Raw genomic sequence first — 21,624 nt, forward strand, 5'->3', positions numbered from 1 at the left:
CAAGACGCAAGACCCAGGGAGACAATTGTGAAAAATGCCAACAATATGGACTCGGTCATAGGCATGCCCGCTTGCAAAACAATTCCTTGGAATGTGAATCGGGCTGCACGATAGCGTCTCGATGCGTCCACATGGTGGAGGTTGGGGAGCGCGGCCGGCGGGAGGGCGCACTTCCGCTCCCATTCCATCTGAGGTTGCTGTACTGGCCACAAAGCTCACCCCACCCTCCGTCATCCTCGGGCTTGACCCGAGGATCTACGCCGGCCTTCCACCGGCAGCGGGCATGGGTCCTCGGCTCAAGGCCGAGGATGACGGAATATGCGGTGACGTCCAGCCACCGATAGAGCCGGTGCACTATCAGCAGGCACCCGCGCAGCCGCAAAACGTCAACCCCGTTGGCTTTCCCCGCGTGACGCGTTATGGACTGCGCAACCCCGCCAGCATCCGGACAAAAGCTCATGACCAATCCCGTCACCGTCGAAGTTTCCCGCGGCCTGCTCGTCGAAAGTCGCCATCGCGGCGCGGTGGCTGTGGTCGATGGCGATGGCAAGCTTGTCTTCTCGCTGGGCAACATCGAGGCCGCGGTCTTTCCGCGCTCGTCCTGCAAGGCGATGCAGGCGCTGCCGCTGGTCGAGAGTGGTGCTGCCGATGCCTATGGCTTCGGTGACAAGGAATTGGCGCTGGCCTGCGCCTCGCATAATGGCGAGGACGAGCATGTCGCGCTAGCCCATTCCATGCTGTCGCGTGCCGGTCGCGATGCGCAAGCGCTGGAATGCGGCGCTCACTGGTCGATGAGCCAGAAGATCCTGATCCAGCAGGCTCGCACGCTCGATGCGCCGACTGCGCTGCACAACAATTGCTCGGGAAAACATGCCGGTTTCATCTGCGCTTGCTGCCATCAGGACCTCGATCCGAAGGGCTATGTCGGCTATCAGCACCCGCTGCAGGTCGAGATCCGCGCGGCGATAGAAAGCCTGACCGGCGCTGTGCTTGGCGCGGACAGCTGCGGCACCGACGGCTGCTCGATCCCGACCTATGCCGTGCCGCTGCGCAGCCTTGCCCACGGTTTTGCCAAAATGGCGACCGGCACCGGCCTCGAACCCCTGCGCGCCAAGGCATCCCGCCGACTGATCGAGGCCTGCATGGCCGAGCCCTTCTATGTCGCCGGCTCCGGCCGCGCCTGCACGGCGCTGATGCAGATCGCCCCCGGCCGCATCTTCGTCAAGACCGGCGCCGAGGGCGTCTTCTGTGCCGCGATTCCGGAAAAGGGCATCGCCATCGCACTCAAATGCGAGGATGGCACGACCCGCGCCGCGGAAGCCATGGTGGCGGCGACGCTCGCCCGTTTCTTCGAGACGGAAGACGAGGTGCATGCGGGCCTGATGGCCTATGCCGCAACGCCGATGCGCAATTGGAACGGCATCCATGTCGGTGATGTCAGGGTCACTTCCGCCTTGGCCGGATGAGTCGAGCTTTCGTACATAAGTTATTAGAAAAATAAGAATTACCTAATATAAGGGGGTACGTCCTGCGATCGCGGATGCACCCTTTCGCGGCGACGTGAGCACAGTCCTGGAAGCCGTGAGGGCAGGGCATGTTTGCAGGCCGCTATCTCTGGTGGATGCTGATGGGGATCGGCATCTTCATGTTCGCCGCGTTGAGCCTCGATTATATCACCTGGCTCACGATCCAGCTGTCCGGCTGCGGCGATATGGCCGGGGCCTGCGAGCCGGCCCTCCGGCTGATATCGGGCGTGCTCAAACCCGCCTGCATCTGGACCGCGATCGGCGTGCTCTTCATGGCAACGCTGCTGCGTCTTCACGCTCTCTCGCTCATCTGGTTCTGGGGGCCGATCGTCGCCATCTGGTTCGTCGCTTCCACGCCGATCCTGCTCTTCCTGGCGGCGGATGCGGCGGCGCTGGCGCAACCCGCCACCCTGGCGGCGCTGCCCGTCGCCTTCCTGTTTCTGGCGGCTTTCGCAGCCTATCTCATGTTTGCCCTCGAGGATGGCGACAGGCTGCCGCTTGCAGCCTCGGCGCCGTTACGCCTCACACTCCGCCTGACGGCGGTCTACGGCGCGCTTTCTGGCGCAGCCTTCATGCCGGAACTGTCGCGGATCGCCGGGACCCTGCTCGACATGCCGGCACTTTCCGTCATCATCGCGCTGGCGCAGCCATATCTGCAGACGGTGCTCACCCTTGGAACCGGCAGCATGGCGCCGGCCTATGCCGTGCTGGCGGCCTTCATCGCGGCCCTTGCCGCAAGCCTCCTGCCACATGCTGCCGCACCGCAGCCCTCCCGCAGCGCCATCATGCTGCGGCGATCGCGCCGTTGAGATCGCGATAGGGTTTCAGCTGTTCGGCCGTCATCTCCATGGGCACGATCAGCCCCGCCACCTCGGAAATGCCAAGCACCGGGCAGGGCGAGACGAGGTCGAACTTCTCCTCGGTCAGCAGCACATGCGTTTCGGCAGAGCAGCGGGCGATGTGCCGCTTGATCGCCGCTTCCTCGAAATCGCCGGTGGAAAGCCCGTGCACCGGATGCGCCGCCGTCACCCCGAGGAAGAAGAGATCGGGGCGAAGCTGCGAGATCGCCGCCATCGCCGCTGCCCCCGTCGCCACCATCGAATGTTTGTAGAGCCGTCCGCCGGCGAGGATCACCTCGGCTGTCGGGTGGTATTCGAGTTCGGCGGCAATCGTCGGGCTGTGGGTCGCAACCGTCAGCGGCATGTCGCGCGGCAAGTGCCTGGCGATCTCCGCCGTCGTCGTGCCGCCGTCGAGGAAGATCATCTGACCGGGCTTCACCATCGCCGCCGCCGCCGCCCCCAGCCGTGCCTTGATCTGCGACGACACGCTGCGCCGGGCGGTAAAATCCGGCAGGTCAGGCGCCAGCGGCATCGCCCCGCCATGCACCCGCTTCAACAGCCCCTCCGCCGCCATTTCCCGGAGGTCACGCCGGATCGTGTCCTCCGAAAGCGCGAAATCCTCGGCGACGCGTTTGGCGATCACCTGGCCGTCACGGCGCAGGATGTCGAGAATGAGGGCCTTGCGTTGGGTTGTCAGCATCGTCTCTCTGCACGAAATTAAACATAATAGCCCGATATTGCACGAAGTGACTCGACATTCAAGAAATATCGTGCATTTTCACGAAATCCCGTGCATGAGGCCGGGAAAATGCTCACGCATAAAGCGGAGCGAAGGAGTGGATCATGTTGATTTTGATTGCCGGGCCCTATCGGTCCGGAACCGGCGACGACCCGGAAAAGATGGCCGCCAACCTGAAGCGGCTGGAAGCGCCCTCGCACGCGCTGTTTCAGGCCGGCCATGTGCCGATGATCGGCGAATGGGTAGCCCTGCCGATCTGGCATGCCGCCGGCGGCCGGTCGGTCGGCGACGCGCTCTACGAAGAGATCTTCCACCCGGTCGCCGGCCGGCTGCTGCAGCTCTGCGAAGGCGTGCTGCGCCTGCCGGGCGATTCCAAGGGAGCGGACAACGACGTCCGCATCGCCCGGGAACGCGGCATCCCGGTCTGGCACCGCCTGGAAGACGTGCCGGGCTGCGGCTGAATGTGCGTGTTTTCTCTCCGGAGGGAGAAGGGGCATCTATCGTATCCGGCTGCGTTGGCTGACAAGGCGAGTTGAAGTGCAAGATCTGCCCCTCACCCTAACCCTCTCCCCGTAAAAACGGGGCGAGGGGACGTGGCAAACGCAGCGTCGAGGTCGGGGAAAGCCGGTGCGGCATGTCCCTTCTCCCCGTAAGCGGGGAGAAGGTGGCGGCAGCCGGATGAGGGGCGCGGCGCGGCACACCGATCATGCTCTCACACTCGCACGCACCCACCCTTGTCCCGATGGAGAAGCAAAACCCAATCCCACCAGTTCCAGCCCGCCCACCGCTACGCTATAACCCTTGCCGAAAGGGAGTCGAGAACCATGCTGACATTGTACTACGCGCCCGGAACCTGCGCGCTCGCAAGCCTTATTGCCCTGGAAGAATCCGGCCTGGCCTTCGAGGTCAAGAAGATCAGCCTCCGCGATGGCGAACAGCGTTCGCCGGACTATTTGAAGATCAACCCGAAGGGCCGGGTGCCGGCACTGGTCACCGATTACGGCGTGCTGACGGAAACGCCGGCGATCTTGGCCTATATCGCCCAGAGCGCGCCGGCCGCCAAGCTGGCGCCGCTTGACGATCCTTTCGAATTTGCCAGGCTCCAGTCCTTCAACAGCTATATCTGCTCGACCGTGCATGTGAACCATGCCCATCGCCCGCGCGGCTCCCGCTGGGCCGACGAGCCGGCGGCAATCGAGGCGATGAAGGCCAAGGTGCCTGAGAATATGGCCGATTGTTTCACGCTGATCGAGCAGACGATGTTCGAAGGCCCATGGGTGATGGGTGAGACCTATTCGCTCGCCGATCCCTATCTCTTCGTCATGACCGACTGGCTGCCGTCGGACGGCGTCGATCCCGCCCGCTTCGAAAGGGCGAGCGATCACCACGCCCGCATGCTGCAGCGCCCCGCCGTCCAGCGGGCGCTGGCCTATTACCGGGCCTGATCCTTAAATCCGGCGGCAAGCTTCTTCGGCGCCCGGAACAGCCAGGCGCCGATCAGCCGCAACCGCAATTCCTCGTCGCCGATCACGGCGGCGCGCACCGGCAGATGCGGCCAGCCGACATAATGATCGGTTTGAAAATAGACGTCGGGCGCCATCTCCAGTAGGTGATCCTTGTCGTCGATCGAAATCGAGATCACGATCGTCTCGGCGTTCTTCACCGCGACAAAACTCTTGCCGCCGACCTTCAGCGCCGGATTGCCGTAGGAGGTGCTCTCCTCGACATCAGGCAGGCCGGCTTCCGCCGCCAGCCGTTTTAGGCGTTGGAAGATCGCATCGACGTCGTCCGCCATTGCTCCGCCCTTTCGGTTGGGGCGAACCTACCATATCTTCACGCGCATTTCGCCAGCGGCGGTTTGGCCTCTGTGGGAAAGCCGGCCGGCATCCCGAGCGGCAGATCGGCGATTTCGCGCATCGACATGCGCTCGACCTCGGGATGCCGGAGCGGATCATCCTTCCAGCTGGGGATAATTTCTGTGCTTTCCACGGGAAGGGCAGGTCTCAAGAAAAACTTCAGCAACGACATGGCAGGCCTCGCTTTCTTCAGTGGCGGAGAAGGATGATCGCAAAGTGGCGTCCGCCTGCTGAGCTATCTTATCCGCCTCACGCACTGTGTTTGAATGGATTGCCTATGCTTGCAATGTCGGCCTCAACAGGCAGATTTTCAATTGAGATTAATGCGGCGGCGCTATAGAAAAACTATATGAAGAACTTGAATATGGTCCATCTCAACGGCCTGCGCGCGCTGGAGGCCGTCGGTCGTCTCGGCTCGCTCCAGGCCGCCGCCGACGAACTCGGCGTCTCGGTTGGCGCCGTCAGCCAGCAGGTCATCAAGGCCGAAGCCCAGCTTGGTCAGGTGATCTTCGAGCGCACCGCCAGGGGCATGATCGCCACCGAAGCCGGCCGGCCGGTGCTCCTGGCGCTCGACGAGGGTTTTGCTCGTCTTTCGGCAGCGGTGTCGATCGCGAGCCGCAAGGACGATACGATCCTGACGATCTCGGTGGCGCCGGTTTTCGCCGCCCGCTGGCTGGTCTACCGGCTCGATCGTTTCGCCGAGCGTCATCCCGACATCAAGCTGCGGCTGGACGCGACGACCAATCTCGTCAATCCGGCCCTTTGCGACGTCGATATCGGCATCCGCGTCGGCAGCGGCAAATGGCCGGATGTGAAGGCTGAACTGCTGTTGGCACAGGAGGTCTTTCCCGTCTGTTCCCCTGATATGGCCGCGACATTGAAAGAGCCCGCCGATATCCTCCAACTGCCTGCCATCATCGATGGCCATGCCATGTTCACCTGGGAGGTCTGGATGCGCGAGGTCGGACTATCAGGTGCCACGCTTTCGACCCGTCACGTCTTCAACGACGCTTCGCTCTGCCTCGATGCGGCGATCGCGGGCCAGGGCGTCATGCTCGCCTGGCAGACCCTTGCCGCCTTTGCGATTGCCGAAGGCCGGCTCGCCGCCCCTTTCGGCATACGCGCGCCGACCGGTTTCGGCCATTACTTCGTCACCGCTGAAGGCCCGCGCGAGCCGAAGAAGGTGAAGGATTTCAAGGCCTGGATCCGTGAGGAAATGGCCGGCACGCTCACGCTCTTCAAGTAGCCCTCAAACCTCGATCGGCTCCCTACCGCGGGTCGCCTGCATCGCCTTGTAAGCCGGGCGGGACTGGCAGCGCTCGATCCAGGCTTTGATATTCGGATGCGCATCGAACAGCGCCTCTTCGGTCTGGGCGTAGCGCAACACCTCGGCGATGTTGAGATCGGCGACGGTAAAGCGGTCACCAACGACCCATTGCCGGCCGGCAAGGTGGCCTTCGAGGACCGCCAGTGGCCTGCGTAGCGAGCGGCAGGCAACCGCGATCGTCTGTTGGCCGCCTTCGCTGTTTTCGAGCCCGTTATCATAGGTGAGTACGATCTTCACCGTGTGCGGCTCGACCTCCGCAGCCGCCCAGACCGTCCACATCGTCAGCAATCCGTCTTCCTCGACGGTTTGGCCGGAAAGCGGTCCGCCATGTTTACGGGCGAGGTAAAGATTGATCGCCAGTGACTCGTGCATGACGAGGTCGCCGTCCCGAATGCTGGGGATCTGCGCCATCGGGTTGACGGCAATGAATTCCGGCGAATGCGTGTTGAGCGGCGCATCCTCAGATAGCGGATCTGCCAGCCGCCTTGCCTGCAGCACCGGCACCGAGCGGAATTCGACCCCAAGCTCTTCCGCCATCCAATAGACGCGTGAGGCGCGCGACCGATAGACCCCGTAGATTGTCAGCATGTCCATATCCCCTCGATGTGTCCGAGAGACCGTAAATGCCGGATCGGCGTGGGAAAAGTCCTTGTGGCTGATGGGATGATGAAAGCTTTTGATGGCCTTCAGGAGACGCGGTTTCTCTCGACGGTCAGCTGTGGATAGGGCGAGCCGCCGCCCGCCATCTCGCCGGAGACCTTCTTCTCCCACTGGAAGCCGAGCACCGCCCCTTCGGCGGTCTCATGGAAGACGTTGTCGGTGATGACGGCAGTCCCGGCGCCATCGGCGACCGAAACCGCGCATCCCACCGGCGCCTTACGCACCACGTTGCCTGTCACAACGACGTTGCGCAGATACGGACCCCAGCCGATCTGCAGACCCCAGCGCGGCGCTCCCTCGATCACATTGCCTGAAATCAGCGTGTCGGCCTCTGCCGCGATGCCGATGCCGAAACCGACCTCGTGCTGGTAGGGACCTTTCAGCGTCAGGTTGCGCACGACATTGCCGGTGACGCTTGCCAGCCTGCCGCCCTCGTCGAAATTGGCGATCGAAATGCCGTTTGCCGCCCCGTCGATCATATTGGCGGAAACGACGGCGCCCTCGAAGGCGAATTCGACATAGATCGCCGTCTCGCCGGATCGCCGGCACTGGTTGCTGCTGATCTGGATGTCCGAGGCCGAATTGGCGCGGATCGCCGTAAACGCGCAATCGGAGATCTGGTTATTCACAACCATCACCCCGTCGGCACGGAAGATATTGATGCCGTTACCGTTTTCGCCGGTGCCGCCGTCATTGGCGCGGATGTTGGAGATGCGGTTGCCGGATACAACCGTGCCGTCCTCCGCCTTTTTCCAGCGGTGCACGAGGATGCCGCCATTGCCGCAATCCGAGACCGTGTTGCCGGTGACCGTAAGGTTAGCCGATTCCACCGCGTAAAGCCCGGATTGGGCGGCCCCCGATATGCGGCTGCGCTCGATCCGCCCGCCACAGCGCTCCAGCTGCAGGCCGTGCTTGCGGCTGCCGCCGATCTCGCAATTGTCGATCAGCACCTCGTCGACGCCGGTAAATTGCAACAGCCCGCCGGCATAGTCGCCAAGCCTGCGGTCGCCGCCGTCGATGACGAGATTGGAAAGCTCGATCCGCCGCACGTTCTCGGCCGAAAACAGGTGGCCGTCGCCGGTATAGACGATCCGTGAGGCGCCGGGCACGCCTGATATGCGCGTATTGTCGGGCAAGGTGAGGTTGGAGACCCGGTAGGTACCGGGCGGCAGGAACACCGGCACGTTCTCGCGCGCCGCCTGTTTGATCATCTGCTCAAGGTTGCGGGTCTTGCTGTCGCCGCTTTCGGGAATGGCGCGATATTCCGCCGCGTCGATCGCTCCGCGCAGATCGGGCTGACCGGCTGCCGTCCGCGGCGAAGCGAGGGCGCGTGACGTCCCTCCTGCAATGGCCGAGGCAGCGAGGAATAAAAGCATGTCGCGGCGTGAAGGCATCCGGGGATCACTTGTCATAGCGCGCCCGTAGCACGAAACGTGCCAAGCCCGCATGTATTCTTTTGGCACAAGCTTGGCAAAGGCGGGCAAAATTGCAGTTGTGGCCGAGCGCGACGGCAGGATATCGCCGCTTATATTGTCGTCTTGTTCACCCTTTCATTTAAGCAAGCCGAAGGAAATGAGGACTACTTTTAAGGGAATTTCTTTGATGACGGGTACGGGATACGGCCTTCGGCCGCAGGGGGAATGGCGTCATGCGCGAATTGGGTGCCAGGCGATGGGAATCAACCGATGCCCTGACGGCCGAAACGCGGCGTATCGTCGCCGCGACGGAGGCAATGATGGCATCGACCGCCCACCACCTTTCCGAGGGCATCGAGAACCTGCGCCTCAAGGAAATCGTCCACGAGCTTCCGGATTTTCTCTACGTCAAGGATCGTGACAGCCGCTTCGTTTTTGCCAATGCCGTCACCGCCAGCAGCCTTGGCCTGGAGAGCGCTGCGCTGATCACCGGCAAGCGCGATTTCGACCTGTTCGATTTCGAGACGGCGCTCCACCATTTCGATATTGAGCAGCAGATCATGACGACGGGCGAAGCCCGCATCGACATGGAGGAATCCTACGTCTTTCCGGGCAGCAGAAGACCGATATGCCGGCTGACCTCGAAGATACCGCTGCGCAACGATCGCGGCGAAATCGTCGGTCTGATCGGTGTTTCCCGTGATATCACCGAACGCAAGCGCCAGGAGGATCTGCATCGCGGCCAGGCGAGCCTGCTCGAAATGATTGCCCGCAACGAGCCGTTGCCGATGATCCTCGAGGCACTCGTGCTGATGATCGAGGCGCAACTGACCGGGATCGACGGATCGGTGCTGCTGCTCGACAGCGAGGGCACCAGGCTCTATCACGGCGCCTCTCCCAATCTGCCGGGCGGCTACAGCCGCCTCATCGATGGTGTCACGATCGGTCCCAAGGTCGGCTCCTGCGGCACCGCCGCCTGGCGCGGTCAGACCGTGATCGTCGAGGATGTGATGAGCGATCCGCTCTGGGAGGATTTTCGCGCCTTGATCGCCCCGTTCGGCTTCCGCTCCTGCTGGTCGACGCCGATTGCCACATCGCAGAACAATGTGCTCGGCACGTTCGCGCTCTATTCCAGGGAAGTCCGCCGTCCCACCGAGCACGAGATGACGCTGGTGGCGCTCGCCACCCATATCGCCGGCATCGCCATCGAGCGCAAGCGTGTCGACGACCGCATTCATTTCATGGCCCATCATGACGATCTGACGGGCCTGCCCAACCGCGCCTTCCTGAAGGAACGGCTGGCGAGTATCCTCGACCAGGCCCGGCGCAACAACCGCAAGGTGACCGTCGCCTATATCGATCTCGACAATTTCAAGGACATCAATGACGGCCGCGGCCACGCCGCCGGCGACGAGGTGCTGAAGGAGATCGCCGCCCGCATGGCCAATAGTGTCAGGGCGTCCGATATGGTGGTGCGTCTCGGCGGCGACGAATTCCTTGTGGTGCTCGTCCACCAGTCGAGCCACGATGCCGGCATCACGCGCCGCCTTCGCGAGCTGCAGAAGGCGATCAACCGGCCGATCCGCGGCGCCGACGGCGAGATCACCGTCACTTCGAGCATCGGCGTTGCCGCCTTCCCCTTCGATGGCGCAACCTCGGAAGAGCTTCTCGCCAATGCCGACCGCGCCATGTACCGCGCCAAGGAACTCGGCCGCAACACATTGCAACATCACGAGGGCGGCAGCACGCCGGTCGGAATGCCGCTCGGCGAGCATGAGGAATTGCATCAGGCGATCACTGGCGACCAGTTGTTCCTGCAATACCAGCCGCAGGTCGATGTCGCCACCGGCCGTATCACCGGGCTCGAGGCGCTGGTCCGCTGGAACCATCCGGCCAAGGGCAGGGTGCCGCCGGTCAATTTCATTCCGCTCGCCGAAGAGACCGGCCTGATCGTCCCCCTCGGTCTCTGGGTGCTGAACGAGGCCTGCCGCCAGGCGCGCAACTGGCAGGATATGGGTCTGACGCCGCTGACGATCGCCGTCAATGTCTCCGCCAAGCAGTTCGCCGACCCGGATTTCGCAACCCATGTCACCGAAGCGCTGGAGCGCCACCGCCTGCAGTCGCGTTGGCTGGAGCTGGAGGTCACCGAAAGCGTGGTGATGCACGATGCCGAACGCGCGCTCGCCATGATGGAAACGCTGCGGGCGTTGGGTGTTCGCCTGTCGATCGACGATTTCGGCTCCGGCTATTCCAGCCTGGCGGCACTGAAGACCTTTCCCTTCGACCGCCTGAAGATGGACCGTTCGCTGGTCGAGGCCCTGCCGGGCGACAAGACCGCCGTCGCCATCGCCTCGGCTGTCATCTCGCTGGCGCAGACGCTGAAGCTTTCGGTTCTCGCCGAAGGTGTCGAAACCGACGCTCAGATGGATTTCCTGCGCCAGGCGCGCTGCGAGCAGGCGCAAGGCTACCGCTTCTCGAAACCCGTCTCCCCGGAGGAGATCCCGGCATTGCTGCGGGCGCGAAGCCTCTAGCGCATGTCGCCCAAAAGTGTGCAGCGGTTTTGGGAGAACGACATGCACAAAAGGAAACATTGAAAGACGCCGCATCGATCAGGTCGATGCGGCGTCTTTCAAGCTCTATTTCGCAAGCTTGCCGATCGCCTCGATCTCGTTCGTCCATATGCCCGCTGCATAGTTTGGCGGCAGCCGCGCCAGTTGCGAGGGGTCGTCGATGCCGGTGGAAAAATCGTTGCCGCGATAGGGGCCGAGCACGAAGACCTCGGTCCCGGCATCGGCCATCCGGTTGAGAAAACGATCGGGCCAGCCCCAGAGCCACGGGGCGATATTGATCGGCACCAGCATCATCGCATGTCTGCATTCGTCCGGCAGCAGGCCGGTCCAGCCATAGCCGATATAGCCGAACAGGCAGCCCTTCAGGCTCTTGCGCGAGGCGGTCTTGATATCGGGTGCCATACGGCGCAGCACGTCGATCGGCTCGTCACCGCCATAGACGATGATCTCGGCCCGTCTTTCCTCAGAAAGTCCGTTGAGCACGGCGGCGAGCTTCTTGACGTTGATGAGGAAGCGCCGATCCGGAAAGGTCGACAGCACCTCGGCAAGGGTCGGCATCATGCCGACGCCCCGGCCGCGAAAGGGAAAGGTCTTGCCGCCATCGGCGGTGTAGCCATAGCCGATGTCGAGCCTCTTCATGTCAGCCATCGAATGCTCGCGGGTGACGCCATGCCCGTCGGTGCGGCAGTCGAGCGTCCAGTCGTGAAAAACCGCAAACTGCCCGTCCGTCGTCGGATGTATGTCGATCTCGACGATATCGGCGCCCGCCGCAAAACCTGCCTGCATCGACGGAATAGTGTTTTCGAGATAATCGTGTTTCGGCGGCAGCATGCGGCTCGCCGTGCAGGTGTCGTTCTTGAGATCGGTTTCGTCGAAGCGCTGGGCGATGCCGCGATGGGCGAGCAGCACCGGTTTTCCCGGCCGATGTTCGGCAAGCAGGCTGGTATTGTTGAGGTAGATGCTCGCCGCGGCGACGGCGATTGCCGCCGCGCAATAGAAAAACTTCCTGCCCAACGCCGATCCTCCTGGTTGCATTACAAGGGCTAGAAAGCGATTCTGGTTGTTCTTGGGCTGTTTTCCGGCTTTTCTATGCCATCGGTCTATTCGCCGGACGGGAGCCTCATCGCTATGGAACCACAAGACGACGAGCTCATCCATTTCGAAACGAATGGTGCAGCTCCGTTGCCGCCGGCAGCAGTCGAAGGGCATGTCGCGCGCGACGGTGCCCGCATCTGGTATGCGTCCTACGGCGCAGGTCCCCCCGTCATTCTGCTGCATGGCGGCCTTGGTCACAGCGGCAACTGGGGCTATCAGGTCCCGGCACTGTTGCGCCGCGGCCGCCGCGTCGTGCTGATCGACAGCCGCGGCCATGGACGAAGCACCCGCGATGCCCGTCCCTATAGTTATGAGCTGATGGCCTTCGACGTGCTCGCCGTCATGGACGCACTGCATCTCGACAAGGCGGCCGTCGTCGGCTGGAGCGACGGCGCCTGCATCGCCCTGATTCTTGCCATGGCGGCGCCCTCACGTGTCGAGGGGGTCTTCTTTTTCGCCTGCAACATGGATCCGAGCGGCACGCTGGAATTTGTTCCGAGCCCGGTCATCGACCGATGCTTCAGCCGGCACGCCAAGGACTATGCCGCATTGTCCACCACGCCGGATGATTTCGGCCCATTCGTCGAGGCGGTCAGCCTGATGATGCGAACGGAGCCGAATTATCAGGCCGCCGACTTGGGGCTGATCCGCGTGCCGGTCGCAATCGTCCTCGGCGAGCACGACGAATTCATCAAGCCCGACCATGCCGAATACCTTGCCCGCAGCATTCCGAACGCTGAGATGACCTATCTCACCGGCGTCAGCCATTTCGCGCCGCTGCAGCGGCCGGGTGAGTTTAATGTCGCTGTGGTCAACTTCCTCGACGGGATAGGGTCATGACATTGCAGTCGTTGAGCCGCACTCCATTCCATAGTCCGTTCTTCCCGCCCTCTGGCCTCGCGTCCATTTCCCGCTATCTCTCGTTTCATGAGACCTGATGCGCTGCTTTATCCTGCCCCGGAGGGGCTCTATTGCCCCGAGGGCGGCTTTTATGTCGATCCGGTGCGGCCGGTCGAGCAGGCGCTCGTCACCCATGGCCATTCGGATCATGCTCGTCCGGGCCATGTGAACGTGCTTGCCACCCGCCAGACGCTCGAAATCATGCGCCTGCGTTACGGCGACGGTTTCTGCGCCAACGAGCAGGCCGCAGCCTTCGGCGAGGAACTGCTGGTCAACGGCGTCAAGGTGAGCTTTCATCCGGCCGGCCATGTGCTCGGCTCCGCTCAGATCGCCATCGAAAAGAACGGCACCCGCATCGTCGTCTCCGGCGACTACAAGCGCCGACCGGACCCGACCTGCGCCGCCTATGTGCCGGTTGCCTGCGATGTCTTCATCACCGAGGCGACCTTCGGCCTGCCGGTCTTCCATCATCCCGATCCGATGGAGGAGATAGCCAAGCTGCTGGCGTCGCTCAGGCAATTTCCCGAGCGCACCCATCTCGTCGGCGCCTATGCGCTCGGCAAGGCCCAGCGCGTCATCCGGCTGCTGCGCGATGCCGGTTATGCCGAACCGATCTATATCCACGGCGCCATGGAAAAACTCTGCGACTATTATATCGAGCAGGGCATCGATCTCGGCGAGCTGCTGCCGGCGACGATCGAAAGCCGCGACAAGTCCGCCTTCAAGGGTGCGGTCGTCATCGGTCCGTCATCGGCCTTCGCCGACCGCTGGGCCCGGCGCTTCAACGAGCCGCTGCCGGCCTTCGCCTCCGGCTGGATGATGGTGCGCCAGCGCGCCAAACAGCTCGGCGTCGAACTGCCGCTCGTCATCTCCGATCATTGCGACTGGCCGGAACTGACCGAAACCATCCGGGAACTGCACCCGGCCGAGGTCTGGGTGACGCATGGCCGCGAGGAGGCCTTGGTGCGCTGGTGCCAATTGCAGGGCATCATGGCGAAACCGCTGCATCTGGTGGGTTATGAGGATGAGGGGGATTGAGGATGGAGTTTGTCGCTGAAAACCCCTCCCCAACCCCTCCCCACAAGGGGGAGGGGCTAAGCCGTTGCACCGCCTCGCAAACCAACAAGCCGGCCACATGCTCTGCGCTGGACGATGAATGCGGCGAGGGCCGCGCATTAAGTCCCTCCCCCTTGTGGGGAGGGGTTGGGGAGGGGTCTTTTTCATATGCCATTGGGGAGGGGCCTTTCTCCCGAGTCGGGAGGCGCCTATGAAAGCCTTCGCCGACCTCCTCGACCGCCTGGTGCTCACACCCAGCCGCAACGGCAAGCTGAAGCTGCTGACCGACTATTTCCGCGACACGCCCGACCCTGACCGCGGCTACGGCCTAGCCGCCATCGCCGGCACGCTGGAGGTGCGCAACGTCAAGCCCGCCATGCTGCGCGAGCTGGTGCTGGAGCGCATGGACGAGGTGCTGTTCCGCTATTCCTACGATTATGTCGGCGATCTCGCCGAGACCATCTCGCTCGTCTGGGACAATGAGAGGGATATCGACCGTTCGGCGCTTGCCCAGCCGCGTCTCGGCGAGGTCGTCAGCGGCATGAATGCGCTCGGCCGTACAGAGGTGCGCAGCTTCGTCCGTGACCTGCTCGATCGGCTGGATTCGTCCGGCCGTTTCGCCTTCATCAAGCTGGCCACCGGCGCCATGCGCATTGGCGTTTCCGCCCGCCTTGCCAAGCAGGCGCTCGCCGATCTCGGCAACAGGGACGTCACCGAGATCGAAACCCTCTGGCACGGCCTGCAGCCGCCCTATGAAACATTGTTCGAATGGCTGGCGAATGGCGGTGAAAAACCGGTGCTGGCGACACCGGCGATCTTCCACTCCGTCATGCTCGCCAATGCGGTGGAGGAGGGCGATCTTACCGACCTTGATCCGGCCGACTACGCCGCCGAATGGAAATGGGACGGCATCCGCGTCCAGCTCTCCCGCTCCGGCGACAGGCGCAAGATCTATTCCCGCTCCGGCGACGACATATCAGGCGCCTTTCCCGATATTCTCGACGCGATCAGTTTTTCCGGCGTCGTCGACGGCGAATTGCTGGTCGGCGGCACCGCCCGCTCCAACAGCCCGACCCGAACCTTCTCCGACCTGCAGCAGCGCCTGAACCGCAAGACGGTGACGGCGAAGATGCTCGGCGACTATCCCGCCTTCATCCGCACCTATGACCTGCTCTTCGATGATGATGAGGATGCTCGCGGCCGCACCTATGTCGATCGCCGCGACCGGCTGACCGAGATCATCGACCGCGCCCCCCATGACCGTTTCGACCTCTCGCCGCTCGTGCCGTTCTCCTCGTGGGAAGAGCTCGACGCCCTGCGCGCCGCGCCGCCCGATCCGGTCATCGAAGGCGTGATGATCAAGCGCCGCGACAGCGTTTACCAGGCCGGCCGCATGAAGGGCCCCTGGTTCAAGTGGAAGCGCAACCCCTATAATGTCGATGCGGTGCTGATGTATGCCCAGCGCGGCCACGGCAAGCGCTCGAGCTACTATTCCGATTTCACCTTCGGCGTCTGGGCCGATGACGAGGACGGCGAACAGCTGGTGCCCGTCGGCAAGGCCTATTTCGGCTTCACCGATGCCGAGCTCGAGGTGCTCGACAAATTCGTGCGCAACAATACCACCGAGCGTTTCGGACCGGTGCGGGCGGTGCGCGCCGACAAGGATTTCGGCTTCGTCGTCGAAGTGGCCTTCGAGGGCATCAACCGCTCGACCCGGCACAAATCGGGGGTTGCCATGCGTTTCCCTCGCATCGCCCGCCTTCGCCCCGACAAGCCCTCCTACGAGGCCGACCGGCTGCGCACGCTGATCGCCCTGATCGACGCCAAGCCGGGGTGATGCCCTGCGCAACAATGACGCAGGGCAATATTTTCAACAGCATGTGTATTGGCGGCAACGATCTTCCGGTGCAGATTTTCCAGAGCATGATGCCGAAAAGTGTAAACGGTTTTCGGACGACATCATGCTCTAACTGTTTAATTTGGAATGGCCGGGGAAATGATGGGTGCCGCGTTATGAGCTCGCATGAACGAAATTCCTTTTTCCGCCAACGCCGTGCCGTGCTGGCGGGTCTTGCCGGCGCATTTGTCCTGCCGCGCATGGCGGCCGCGTTCGATGTCCCGGACGAGCCGCGCCTTGCCAAGCACGACTATGCCAAGGTCCGCCACCAATTCCGCACCAAACTGTTACAGAAGGGCCCGGCGCCCGACAAATACGAACCGCTGAATGCGCCTGCCGATGCCGACAAGATCTTCTACCGCTCCGGCTACGGCGAGCTGGAACTGGCGGCCTGGGTCTCCAAATACAAGCGCGAGCGCGCCACCAAGCCGGCCGTGCTCTTCCTGCACGGCGGCAATGCGATGGGCATCGGCCACTGGCAGCTGATGAAGCCCTATATGGATGCCGGTTATGTCGTGATGATGCCGTCGCTGCGCGGCGAAAACGGCCAGATGGGCAATTTCTCCGGTTTTTACGACGAGGTCGACGACGTGCTCGCCGCCACCGAGCGCCTGGCGCATCTGCCGGGTGTCGATCCCGAACGGCTGTTCATCGCCGGCCACAGCATCGGCGGCACGCTGACCATGCTGACGGCGATGACCACCCGCAAATTCCGCGCCGCCGCGCCGATTTCGGGCAACCCCGATGCCTTCCGCTTCTTCAACCGCTACCCGCAGGATATCCGTTTCGACGACAGCAATGCGCATGAATTCGAGGTGCGTTCGGCCCTGTGTTACGCCCACAGCTTCAAATGTCCGGTCCGCGTCGTTCACGGCACGGAGGAGCCGCATTTTAACGACCGCGCCGATCTGCTTGCCCGCCGCGCTCGCGGCGCCGGTGTTCAGATCGAGACGGAAACCGTCGCCGGCAACCACACCTCGGCGCTGCCGACCGAGATCGAACAGAGCATCCGCTTTTTCCACGGGGTGGCGGCCTGAGTTTTGCGGCCGCTTCAAATAAAGGGCGATCGGCCCTATATTGCTGGAATGACCACGAATGCAGAGAGCATGATTGTGCCGAACGACTTCCCCGAGCTGAAATCGCTCGTCTGGAATCGCGACCCCGCGCGCGCCATGCCTGCCTGCGAGGCCTTCGCGCTTTATGAACGAAACTGGCGTTTCGTCGATACTGGTAGGCTGACTGAGCGGGAGGTACAACTGATCCGCGATCTGGCTGCCACTTATGGCAACGGAGTCCTGCTCGTTTCCTGATTTTCCGTTTCTTTATCCGTTGTTTTGAGTGCAATTCCCGCAAAGTGCTGAGCGGTTTTGCGTTCGGAATTGCGTAAAAACAAAAGATTAGAGCGGTTCTGCGCTTCCGTGAAACGTTGAACCGCTCTAGGCTTGGCGGAAATCGGGTAGCCATCATGGAATTCAAACGTCCGGAACATCGTACCATCGCTGCAGCCCTTCGGCTGATGGAGGCCGATTTTCTTCTGGCCAACAAGTGTTGGTTTGGGGGCGGAACCGCCATTGTCATGCATCTCGACGAATACCGGCTGTCGCTTGATGTCGATTTTCTCTGTGCGGATGGCGAGGGATATCGCGTCTTGCGTATGACGGCCGTCGAAACCGGAGTAGGGGCCTTTTTCGAAAGGCCGGTCGCCGCGCTCAGGGACTTCAGGACAGACCAATATGGCATCCGCACGGCCCTTACCCTCGAAGGGCAGCCGATTCGCTTTGAAATCGTGCGTGAGGCCCGGATTGCTCTTGAAGGTACTCTCGATCCACGGCTGAGCGTTCCCATGCTTTCGTTGCCTGATATGTTCGCCGAAAAACTGCTCGCCAATGCTGACCGCTGCCAGGACAAGGCCGTTGCTTATCGTGATGCTATCGATCTCGGTATGCTTCTCACTCGCTACGTGGAAATTCCAGCCGTCGCCGTTCTCAAGGCGACGGAAGCTTATGGGCAGGACATTGAGCGCAAGATCGTTTGGGTCCTCGCCAGACTTGAGGACGAGACCGAATTGAGAGATGCCGCAAGCGTTCTGCAGATGGACGGCGACCTTGCAGTGCGGGCGATCGCCGCGCTTCGCGGCGAAGCTCGGCGGCTCTGGTCGTCTTAGCGCCTGCCTTTCCCACCCCAACGCCAGCCTCGCGCCAGCCGCGGATGCCATCGTTCCGGCAGATATTGCTGTCTGCCGATCGTTGATAAGGGTGGTTCCATGAATTTTCTGCGCCGGGTCTTCCCGATTGCCGGGCTCGTGATTGCGGTTGCGTCGCTGAGCGGCTGCAACATTCTCATCCCCGATGTCGCCGCCGATTCGCCCGCCCGCTTCGTCCAGGAGACCTCGCCGGTCTTCTATCAGCCGCCCGGCGTCGATCCGCGCCGGGTGCGGCCGATCCCCGATCAGCCGGTGCCGCAGACGCGCGAACTCTACAAGACCCAGTTCCACCAGACCTATGGCCTGCCGGTCACCAATCCGGTGCATATGGCGATGTATGGTGAGCTTCGCGACGAAGATTTCACCCTGCCGGCGATCCCGGTCAGCCGCGTGCAGCCGCAGTTCCTGCGTCAGGAAGTCGACTATCAGACGACCGAGCGTCCCGGCACCGTGGTCATCGATACCAAGGCGCGTTTTCTCTATTTCGTCGAGGGCAACGGCAAGGCGATGCGCTACGGCGTCGGCCTCGGCCGCGACGGTTACGCCTGGTCCGGCCGCGGTGTCATTCAGTGGAAGCAGAAATGGCCGCGTTGGACGCCGTCGGTCGAAATGGTCTCGCGCCAGCCTGAGGTTCGCCCGTTTGGGGCGGAGAATGGCGGCATGAATCCGGGGCTGATGAACCCGCTCGGCGCGCGCGCTATGTATATCTTCAAGGACGGGCAGGATACGCTCTACCGCGTCCACGGCACGCCCGACTGGCAGTCGATCGGCAAGGCCACCTCGTCGGGCTGTGTGCGCATGCTGAACCAGGACGTCATCGATCTCTACGACCGCGTTCCTGCCAAGGCCGAGATCGTTGTGATGTAGCGCTGCAACAGCGGGGCCCATTCGTCCGCTCCGGGCCGGACACGTCTGCGTGAAGCTATGGTTTATTTGGCGCAAGCCGATAGATCTTCTTATGTCGTTATCCCAAGATTCCCGCATCAAAGGAAATCAGTCCCGCGTCATGAGCTTCGATAGACACCTTTCCCGCCGCAGCTTTCTTTCCTTTTCGGCATTGACCGCAGCCTCCGCGCTTACCGGCTGCGCCTCCTCAGCCAACACGGTGACATCAGGCGATACAACGATCATCTACCGTTCGCCCATGCGCCTGTTCCAATCGATGGGAACGTCGAGCGTGCCGAGTGGGGCCGAGCTTGCCGTCATGTATGGCCCCGTCGAAGACGGCGGCTTCCTCATTCCCGCCGTTCCCTACGAACAGATCGATCCGCGCTATTATCGCCAGCGCGTCGTCGATCCCACCGGCCAGCCCCCCGGCACCATCGTCGTCGATACGCCGTCGCGCTTCCTCTATCTCGTCCAGGGCGACGGCATGGCGATGCGTTACGGCGTCGGCATCGGCCGCGAGGGTTTCGCCTGGCAGGGGTCGGGTGTCATCCAGTGGCGTCAGAAATGGCCGCGCTGGAAGCCGCCGAACGAGATGGTCGCCCGCCAGCCCGAACTCGTCAAATATTCGATCGAGAACGGCGGCATGGAGCCGGGTCTGAAAAACCCGCTCGGCGCCCGCGCGCTCTACATCTTCTCGAATGGTGAGGACACGCTTTATCGCCTGCACGGCAATCCCGACTGGCGCTCGATCGGCAAGGCCGTCTCATCGGGCTGCGTGCGGCTGCTGAACCAGGATATCATCGATCTCTACGATCGCGTTCCGACCAAGGCGCCGATCGTCGTCTGGCAGTAATTTTCACCCAGGCGGCCGCGATCCGGCCGCCTCGGATCGGTCCCTTTCCCCAGGCAAGCACCTGCTTTGCCCCCGGGCAAACAGTTGCTTTGCCCCGGGCAAACCGGTGCTTTGCCCCTGGAAAAGGGCCTCATTTTGCGCCCGCAAGAGAATTATTTTCCGAAATACCATTGCTTAATTCGGTAAATATCCTACATGGTGCGTATCGAATTGCTTGCGACCTTTGTCCACGCGCTTGAGCGCACCGTCAGATATCCTCTCAACATCGATACGGCTTGTCGGATATCTCTCCGCAGGCGAACACAAACGGTTGAAAAGGAGATCGTTATGAATTCAGGCGTCGTCAAGTGGTTCAATGGCACCAAGGGTTTTGGCTTCATTCAGCCCGATGATGGTTCTACGGACGTTTTTGTCCATATTTCAGCGGTTGAACGCGCCGGCATGCGCGAACTCGTTGAAGGTCAGAAGATCCGCTACGATCTCGTCCGTGACAAGAAGTCCGGCAAGAATTCGGCTGATAATCTTCAGGCCGCATGATTTGTCATTCGCCTCTGCTGACCATGAATATGGCAGCGGGCTGGCCATGTGCTGGCAGCAAGCTGACCACGGATGTACTGGCAGCGAGCTGACCGCGGGTGGCAGTGAGCTGACCATACGGGCAGCGGGCTGAGTGACTGGAAGAGGTCGGGTCCGAGCCCGGCCTTTTTGCTTTGATCGCAGCCGAAGAGTCGAAGGGACGCTGAAATGGGCAGACCAAACTATAAAGTCGGCGACATGATCGTGCTGAAGTCCGGCCTCACCCGCACGGCGAAAGCCGACAAGCGGTGCCGGATCTCCAGCATCCTGCCCAACGACCATGGGCATGTGCAATATCGCGTCCAGTTCGACGCAGAGAACTTCGAACGCCGCATCACTGAGGCCGACATCGATACCGGGGAATCGCCATCCAGGGTTTCCCCCCAAGCGGCGGCCAAGTCCGACGGCGCCGAACCCTGGCTGAAGTTTTCGAGCATCAAAATCGGGAAGTAGTCCCGCGTTTTTTATTATGGACAGTGCGGCCTCGCCGCCGCGACAGGAAGGATATCGTTTTGCAGGTACTCGTCAGGGATAACAATGTCGATCAGGCGCTCCGCGTGCTCAAGAAAAAGATGCAGCGGGAAGGCCTGTTCCGGGAAATGAAGGCGCGCAGCGCCTTTGAAAAGCCGTCCGAGAAGCGCGCCCGCGAAAAGGCCGAGGCCATTCGCCGCCAGCGCAAGCTTGCCCGCAAGAAGCTGCAGCGCGAAGGTCTGCTGCCGGCACCGAAGAAAGTTCTTCGCACCCGCTGATCCCAAACGTGGAATCACGGTCCGGCTGTGGCATCACGGCTCAAACGTGGAATCACGGTCCAGCTGTGGAATCATGGTTTCAGCCGTGAGATCACGGCTTTCAGCCGCGGAGTCATGGCTTGCAGCGCCGCGCGTCTTTTCAGACGCGCAAAGGATGCTGTAACACTTTGAATTTTTGCATAATTCCTTGAGCCGATTCCGATTTAAGGAATTATGCAGTAGCGCCGCCATCACCTGGGAAAGGGGCACATGACCGCCACCAAGGGAGAATTCTTCAATCCCGCCAAGCTCTCGTCTCGCGACAAGGCGGAAGCGACCGATCACACGGCGCGCGCCATCATCGCCGCCGAGGCATCGGCCCGTGACAAGAAGACGGAGAAGCTGAAGGCGCTGCGTTTGCAGCAGGAGGCCGATGCTGAACCGAAGGCGGCGCCTGTCAAGAAGCGCCGGTCGGCGGCTAAACCGCAGCCCTGAT

General features: G+C 62.2%; 24 protein-coding genes. 18 read left to right on the forward strand and 6 right to left on the reverse strand.

Annotation, left to right across the window (positions count from 1 at the left end; all coding sequences use genetic code 11):
- The first annotated feature begins 458 nt into the window (after positions 1–458).
- Together CUJ84_RS04620 and CUJ84_RS04625 are read left to right on the forward strand one after the other, a co-directional pair.
- Positions 459–1,466 carry an asparaginase gene (locus CUJ84_RS04620; RefSeq protein WP_105005371.1) on the forward strand — a complete coding sequence of 336 codons (1,008 nt, stop codon included), beginning with the start codon at positions 459–461 and terminating at the stop codon, positions 1,464–1,466.
- Positions 1,467–1,594: 128 nt separating this feature from the next.
- Positions 1,595–2,335, forward strand: coding sequence for a hypothetical protein (locus CUJ84_RS04625; protein ID WP_105005372.1), 741 nt, complete (start codon positions 1,595–1,597; stop codon positions 2,333–2,335).
- Here CUJ84_RS04625 and CUJ84_RS04630 read toward each other — a convergent pair.
- Complete coding sequence (locus CUJ84_RS04630; protein ID WP_105005373.1) at positions 2,310–3,065, reverse strand: DeoR/GlpR family DNA-binding transcription regulator; 756 nt, start codon at positions 3,063–3,065, stop codon at positions 2,310–2,312. The genes CUJ84_RS04625 and CUJ84_RS04630 overlap by 26 nt on opposite strands.
- A gap of 143 nt (positions 3,066–3,208) precedes the next feature.
- Between CUJ84_RS04630 and CUJ84_RS04635 the strand changes: the two genes are divergently transcribed.
- Positions 3,209–3,565 carry a hypothetical protein gene (locus CUJ84_RS04635; protein WP_012756560.1) on the forward strand — a complete coding sequence of 119 codons (357 nt, stop codon included), beginning with the start codon at positions 3,209–3,211 and terminating at the stop codon, positions 3,563–3,565.
- Positions 3,566–3,928: 363 nt separating this feature from the next.
- Positions 3,929–4,549, forward strand: a complete 621-nt coding sequence (locus tag CUJ84_RS04640; RefSeq protein ID WP_105005374.1) for a glutathione S-transferase family protein — start codon at positions 3,929–3,931, stop codon at positions 4,547–4,549.
- Here CUJ84_RS04640 and CUJ84_RS04645 read toward each other — a convergent pair.
- Both CUJ84_RS04645 and CUJ84_RS04650 read right to left on the reverse strand, forming a co-directional pair.
- Positions 4,537–4,899, reverse strand: a complete 363-nt coding sequence (locus tag CUJ84_RS04645; RefSeq protein ID WP_105005375.1) for an MmcQ/YjbR family DNA-binding protein — start codon at positions 4,897–4,899, stop codon at positions 4,537–4,539. The two genes, CUJ84_RS04640 and CUJ84_RS04645, sit on opposite strands and share 13 nt — an antisense overlap.
- Before the next feature lie 38 nt (positions 4,900–4,937).
- Positions 4,938–5,132 carry a hypothetical protein gene (locus CUJ84_RS04650; RefSeq protein WP_105005376.1) on the reverse strand — a complete coding sequence of 65 codons (195 nt, stop codon included), beginning with the start codon at positions 5,130–5,132 and terminating at the stop codon, positions 4,938–4,940.
- Positions 5,133–5,309: 177 nt separating this feature from the next.
- Between CUJ84_RS04650 and CUJ84_RS04655 the strand changes: the two genes are divergently transcribed.
- The gene (locus CUJ84_RS04655; RefSeq protein WP_105005377.1) at positions 5,310–6,206 is read left to right on the forward strand and encodes a LysR substrate-binding domain-containing protein; all 897 of its coding nucleotides are present in this window, start codon (positions 5,310–5,312) and stop codon (positions 6,204–6,206) included.
- A 3-nt stretch (positions 6,207–6,209) separates the two neighbouring features.
- Here the strand turns inward: CUJ84_RS04655 and CUJ84_RS04660 are convergent, their stop codons facing one another.
- Together CUJ84_RS04660 and CUJ84_RS04665 are read right to left on the reverse strand one after the other, a co-directional pair.
- Positions 6,210–6,875 (reverse strand): glutathione S-transferase family protein, encoded by a 666-nt coding sequence (locus CUJ84_RS04660; RefSeq protein ID WP_105008088.1) that lies wholly within the window; start codon positions 6,873–6,875, stop codon positions 6,210–6,212.
- A gap of 98 nt (positions 6,876–6,973) precedes the next feature.
- Complete coding sequence (locus tag CUJ84_RS04665) at positions 6,974–8,341, reverse strand: TIGR03808 family TAT-translocated repetitive protein (protein ID WP_105005378.1); 1,368 nt, start codon at positions 8,339–8,341, stop codon at positions 6,974–6,976.
- A 254-nt stretch (positions 8,342–8,595) separates the two neighbouring features.
- Between CUJ84_RS04665 and CUJ84_RS04670 the strand changes: the two genes are divergently transcribed.
- Entirely contained in the window at positions 8,596–10,893 is a 2,298-nt protein-coding gene (locus CUJ84_RS04670; protein WP_105005379.1) for a sensor domain-containing protein, read from the forward strand.
- A gap of 105 nt (positions 10,894–10,998) precedes the next feature.
- On the opposite strand, the gene CUJ84_RS04675 is transcribed toward CUJ84_RS04670, so the two are convergent.
- Positions 10,999–11,946 carry a glycerophosphodiester phosphodiesterase family protein gene (locus CUJ84_RS04675; RefSeq protein WP_105005380.1) on the reverse strand — a complete coding sequence of 316 codons (948 nt, stop codon included), beginning with the start codon at positions 11,944–11,946 and terminating at the stop codon, positions 10,999–11,001.
- Positions 11,947–12,060: 114 nt separating this feature from the next.
- On the opposite strand from CUJ84_RS04675, the gene CUJ84_RS04680 reads away from it, so the two are divergent.
- From CUJ84_RS04680 to CUJ84_RS04740, 12 genes are all read left to right on the forward strand, one after another.
- On the forward strand, positions 12,061–12,867 hold the full coding sequence (locus CUJ84_RS04680; protein WP_105005381.1) for an alpha/beta fold hydrolase: 807 nt from the start codon (positions 12,061–12,063) through the stop codon (positions 12,865–12,867).
- An 87-nt stretch (positions 12,868–12,954) separates the two neighbouring features.
- A complete protein-coding gene (locus tag CUJ84_RS04685) occupies positions 12,955–13,965 on the forward strand; it encodes a ligase-associated DNA damage response exonuclease (protein WP_105005382.1) in 1,011 nt (336 codons plus the stop codon).
- Positions 13,966–14,194: 229 nt separating this feature from the next.
- On the forward strand, positions 14,195–15,820 hold the full coding sequence (locus CUJ84_RS04695) for a cisplatin damage response ATP-dependent DNA ligase (RefSeq protein WP_105005383.1): 1,626 nt from the start codon (positions 14,195–14,197) through the stop codon (positions 15,818–15,820).
- Between the two features lie 176 nt (positions 15,821–15,996).
- Complete coding sequence (locus CUJ84_RS04700) at positions 15,997–16,917, forward strand: alpha/beta hydrolase family protein (RefSeq protein ID WP_105005384.1); 921 nt, start codon at positions 15,997–15,999, stop codon at positions 16,915–16,917.
- A gap of 48 nt (positions 16,918–16,965) precedes the next feature.
- Positions 16,966–17,190 carry a hypothetical protein gene (locus CUJ84_RS04705; protein ID WP_105005385.1) on the forward strand — a complete coding sequence of 75 codons (225 nt, stop codon included), beginning with the start codon at positions 16,966–16,968 and terminating at the stop codon, positions 17,188–17,190.
- Between the two features lie 155 nt (positions 17,191–17,345).
- Positions 17,346–18,044, forward strand: coding sequence for a nucleotidyl transferase AbiEii/AbiGii toxin family protein (locus CUJ84_RS04710; RefSeq protein WP_105005386.1), 699 nt, complete (start codon positions 17,346–17,348; stop codon positions 18,042–18,044).
- 99 nt (positions 18,045–18,143) lie between these two features.
- Complete coding sequence (locus tag CUJ84_RS04715; protein WP_105005387.1) at positions 18,144–18,950, forward strand: L,D-transpeptidase; 807 nt, start codon at positions 18,144–18,146, stop codon at positions 18,948–18,950.
- 139 nt (positions 18,951–19,089) lie between these two features.
- Positions 19,090–19,824 carry a L,D-transpeptidase family protein gene (locus tag CUJ84_RS04720; RefSeq protein ID WP_105005388.1) on the forward strand — a complete coding sequence of 245 codons (735 nt, stop codon included), beginning with the start codon at positions 19,090–19,092 and terminating at the stop codon, positions 19,822–19,824.
- Positions 19,825–20,151: 327 nt separating this feature from the next.
- The gene (locus CUJ84_RS04725; protein WP_003546468.1) at positions 20,152–20,361 is read left to right on the forward strand and encodes a cold-shock protein; all 210 of its coding nucleotides are present in this window, start codon (positions 20,152–20,154) and stop codon (positions 20,359–20,361) included.
- A gap of 207 nt (positions 20,362–20,568) precedes the next feature.
- Positions 20,569–20,853 (forward strand): hypothetical protein, encoded by a 285-nt coding sequence (locus CUJ84_RS04730; protein WP_003557652.1) that lies wholly within the window; start codon positions 20,569–20,571, stop codon positions 20,851–20,853.
- A gap of 59 nt (positions 20,854–20,912) precedes the next feature.
- Positions 20,913–21,149: a 30S ribosomal protein S21 gene (gene rpsU / locus CUJ84_RS04735; protein WP_018241185.1), complete on the forward strand. Its 237-nt coding sequence runs from the start codon at positions 20,913–20,915 to the stop codon at positions 21,147–21,149.
- Between the two features lie 249 nt (positions 21,150–21,398).
- Entirely contained in the window at positions 21,399–21,623 is a 225-nt protein-coding gene (locus tag CUJ84_RS04740; protein ID WP_105005389.1) for a hypothetical protein, read from the forward strand.
- Position 21,624: the final 1 nt, after the last annotated feature.

Source organism: Rhizobium leguminosarum (genome assembly GCF_002953715.1).
Lineage (GTDB): Bacteria > Pseudomonadota > Alphaproteobacteria > Rhizobiales > Rhizobiaceae > Rhizobium > Rhizobium leguminosarum_V.

Bases quoted from the DNA above. Each gene is read 5' to 3' on its own strand.
- CUJ84_RS04620 (WP_105005371.1), top strand. From the start codon at position 459: ATGACCAATCCCGTCACCGTCGAAGTTTCCCGCGGCCTGCTCGTCGAA.
- CUJ84_RS04625 (WP_105005372.1), top strand. From the start codon at position 1,595: ATGTTTGCAGGCCGCTATCTCTGGTGGATGCTGATGGGGATCGGCATC.
- CUJ84_RS04630 (WP_105005373.1), bottom strand. From the start codon at position 3,065: ATGCTGACAACCCAACGCAAGGCCCTCATTCTCGACATCCTGCGCCGT.
- CUJ84_RS04635 (WP_012756560.1), top strand. From the start codon at position 3,209: ATGTTGATTTTGATTGCCGGGCCCTATCGGTCCGGAACCGGCGACGAC.
- CUJ84_RS04640 (WP_105005374.1), top strand. From the start codon at position 3,929: ATGCTGACATTGTACTACGCGCCCGGAACCTGCGCGCTCGCAAGCCTT.
- CUJ84_RS04645 (WP_105005375.1), bottom strand. From the start codon at position 4,899: ATGGCGGACGACGTCGATGCGATCTTCCAACGCCTAAAACGGCTGGCG.
- CUJ84_RS04650 (WP_105005376.1), bottom strand. From the start codon at position 5,132: ATGTCGTTGCTGAAGTTTTTCTTGAGACCTGCCCTTCCCGTGGAAAGC.
- CUJ84_RS04655 (WP_105005377.1), top strand. From the start codon at position 5,310: ATGAAGAACTTGAATATGGTCCATCTCAACGGCCTGCGCGCGCTGGAG.
- CUJ84_RS04660 (WP_105008088.1), bottom strand. From the start codon at position 6,875: ATGCTGACAATCTACGGGGTCTATCGGTCGCGCGCCTCACGCGTCTAT.
- CUJ84_RS04665 (WP_105005378.1), bottom strand. From the start codon at position 8,341: ATGCCTTCACGCCGCGACATGCTTTTATTCCTCGCTGCCTCGGCCATT.
- CUJ84_RS04670 (WP_105005379.1), top strand. From the start codon at position 8,596: ATGCGCGAATTGGGTGCCAGGCGATGGGAATCAACCGATGCCCTGACG.
- CUJ84_RS04680 (WP_105005381.1), top strand. From the start codon at position 12,061: ATGGAACCACAAGACGACGAGCTCATCCATTTCGAAACGAATGGTGCA.
- CUJ84_RS04685 (WP_105005382.1), top strand. From the start codon at position 12,955: ATGAGACCTGATGCGCTGCTTTATCCTGCCCCGGAGGGGCTCTATTGC.
- CUJ84_RS04695 (WP_105005383.1), top strand. From the start codon at position 14,195: ATGAAAGCCTTCGCCGACCTCCTCGACCGCCTGGTGCTCACACCCAGC.
- CUJ84_RS04700 (WP_105005384.1), top strand. From the start codon at position 15,997: ATGAGCTCGCATGAACGAAATTCCTTTTTCCGCCAACGCCGTGCCGTG.
- CUJ84_RS04705 (WP_105005385.1), top strand. From the start codon at position 16,966: ATGACCACGAATGCAGAGAGCATGATTGTGCCGAACGACTTCCCCGAG.
- CUJ84_RS04710 (WP_105005386.1), top strand. From the start codon at position 17,346: ATGGAATTCAAACGTCCGGAACATCGTACCATCGCTGCAGCCCTTCGG.
- CUJ84_RS04715 (WP_105005387.1), top strand. From the start codon at position 18,144: ATGAATTTTCTGCGCCGGGTCTTCCCGATTGCCGGGCTCGTGATTGCG.
- CUJ84_RS04720 (WP_105005388.1), top strand. From the start codon at position 19,090: ATGAGCTTCGATAGACACCTTTCCCGCCGCAGCTTTCTTTCCTTTTCG.
- CUJ84_RS04725 (WP_003546468.1), top strand. From the start codon at position 20,152: ATGAATTCAGGCGTCGTCAAGTGGTTCAATGGCACCAAGGGTTTTGGC.
- CUJ84_RS04730 (WP_003557652.1), top strand. From the start codon at position 20,569: ATGGGCAGACCAAACTATAAAGTCGGCGACATGATCGTGCTGAAGTCC.
- CUJ84_RS04740 (WP_105005389.1), top strand. From the start codon at position 21,399: ATGACCGCCACCAAGGGAGAATTCTTCAATCCCGCCAAGCTCTCGTCT.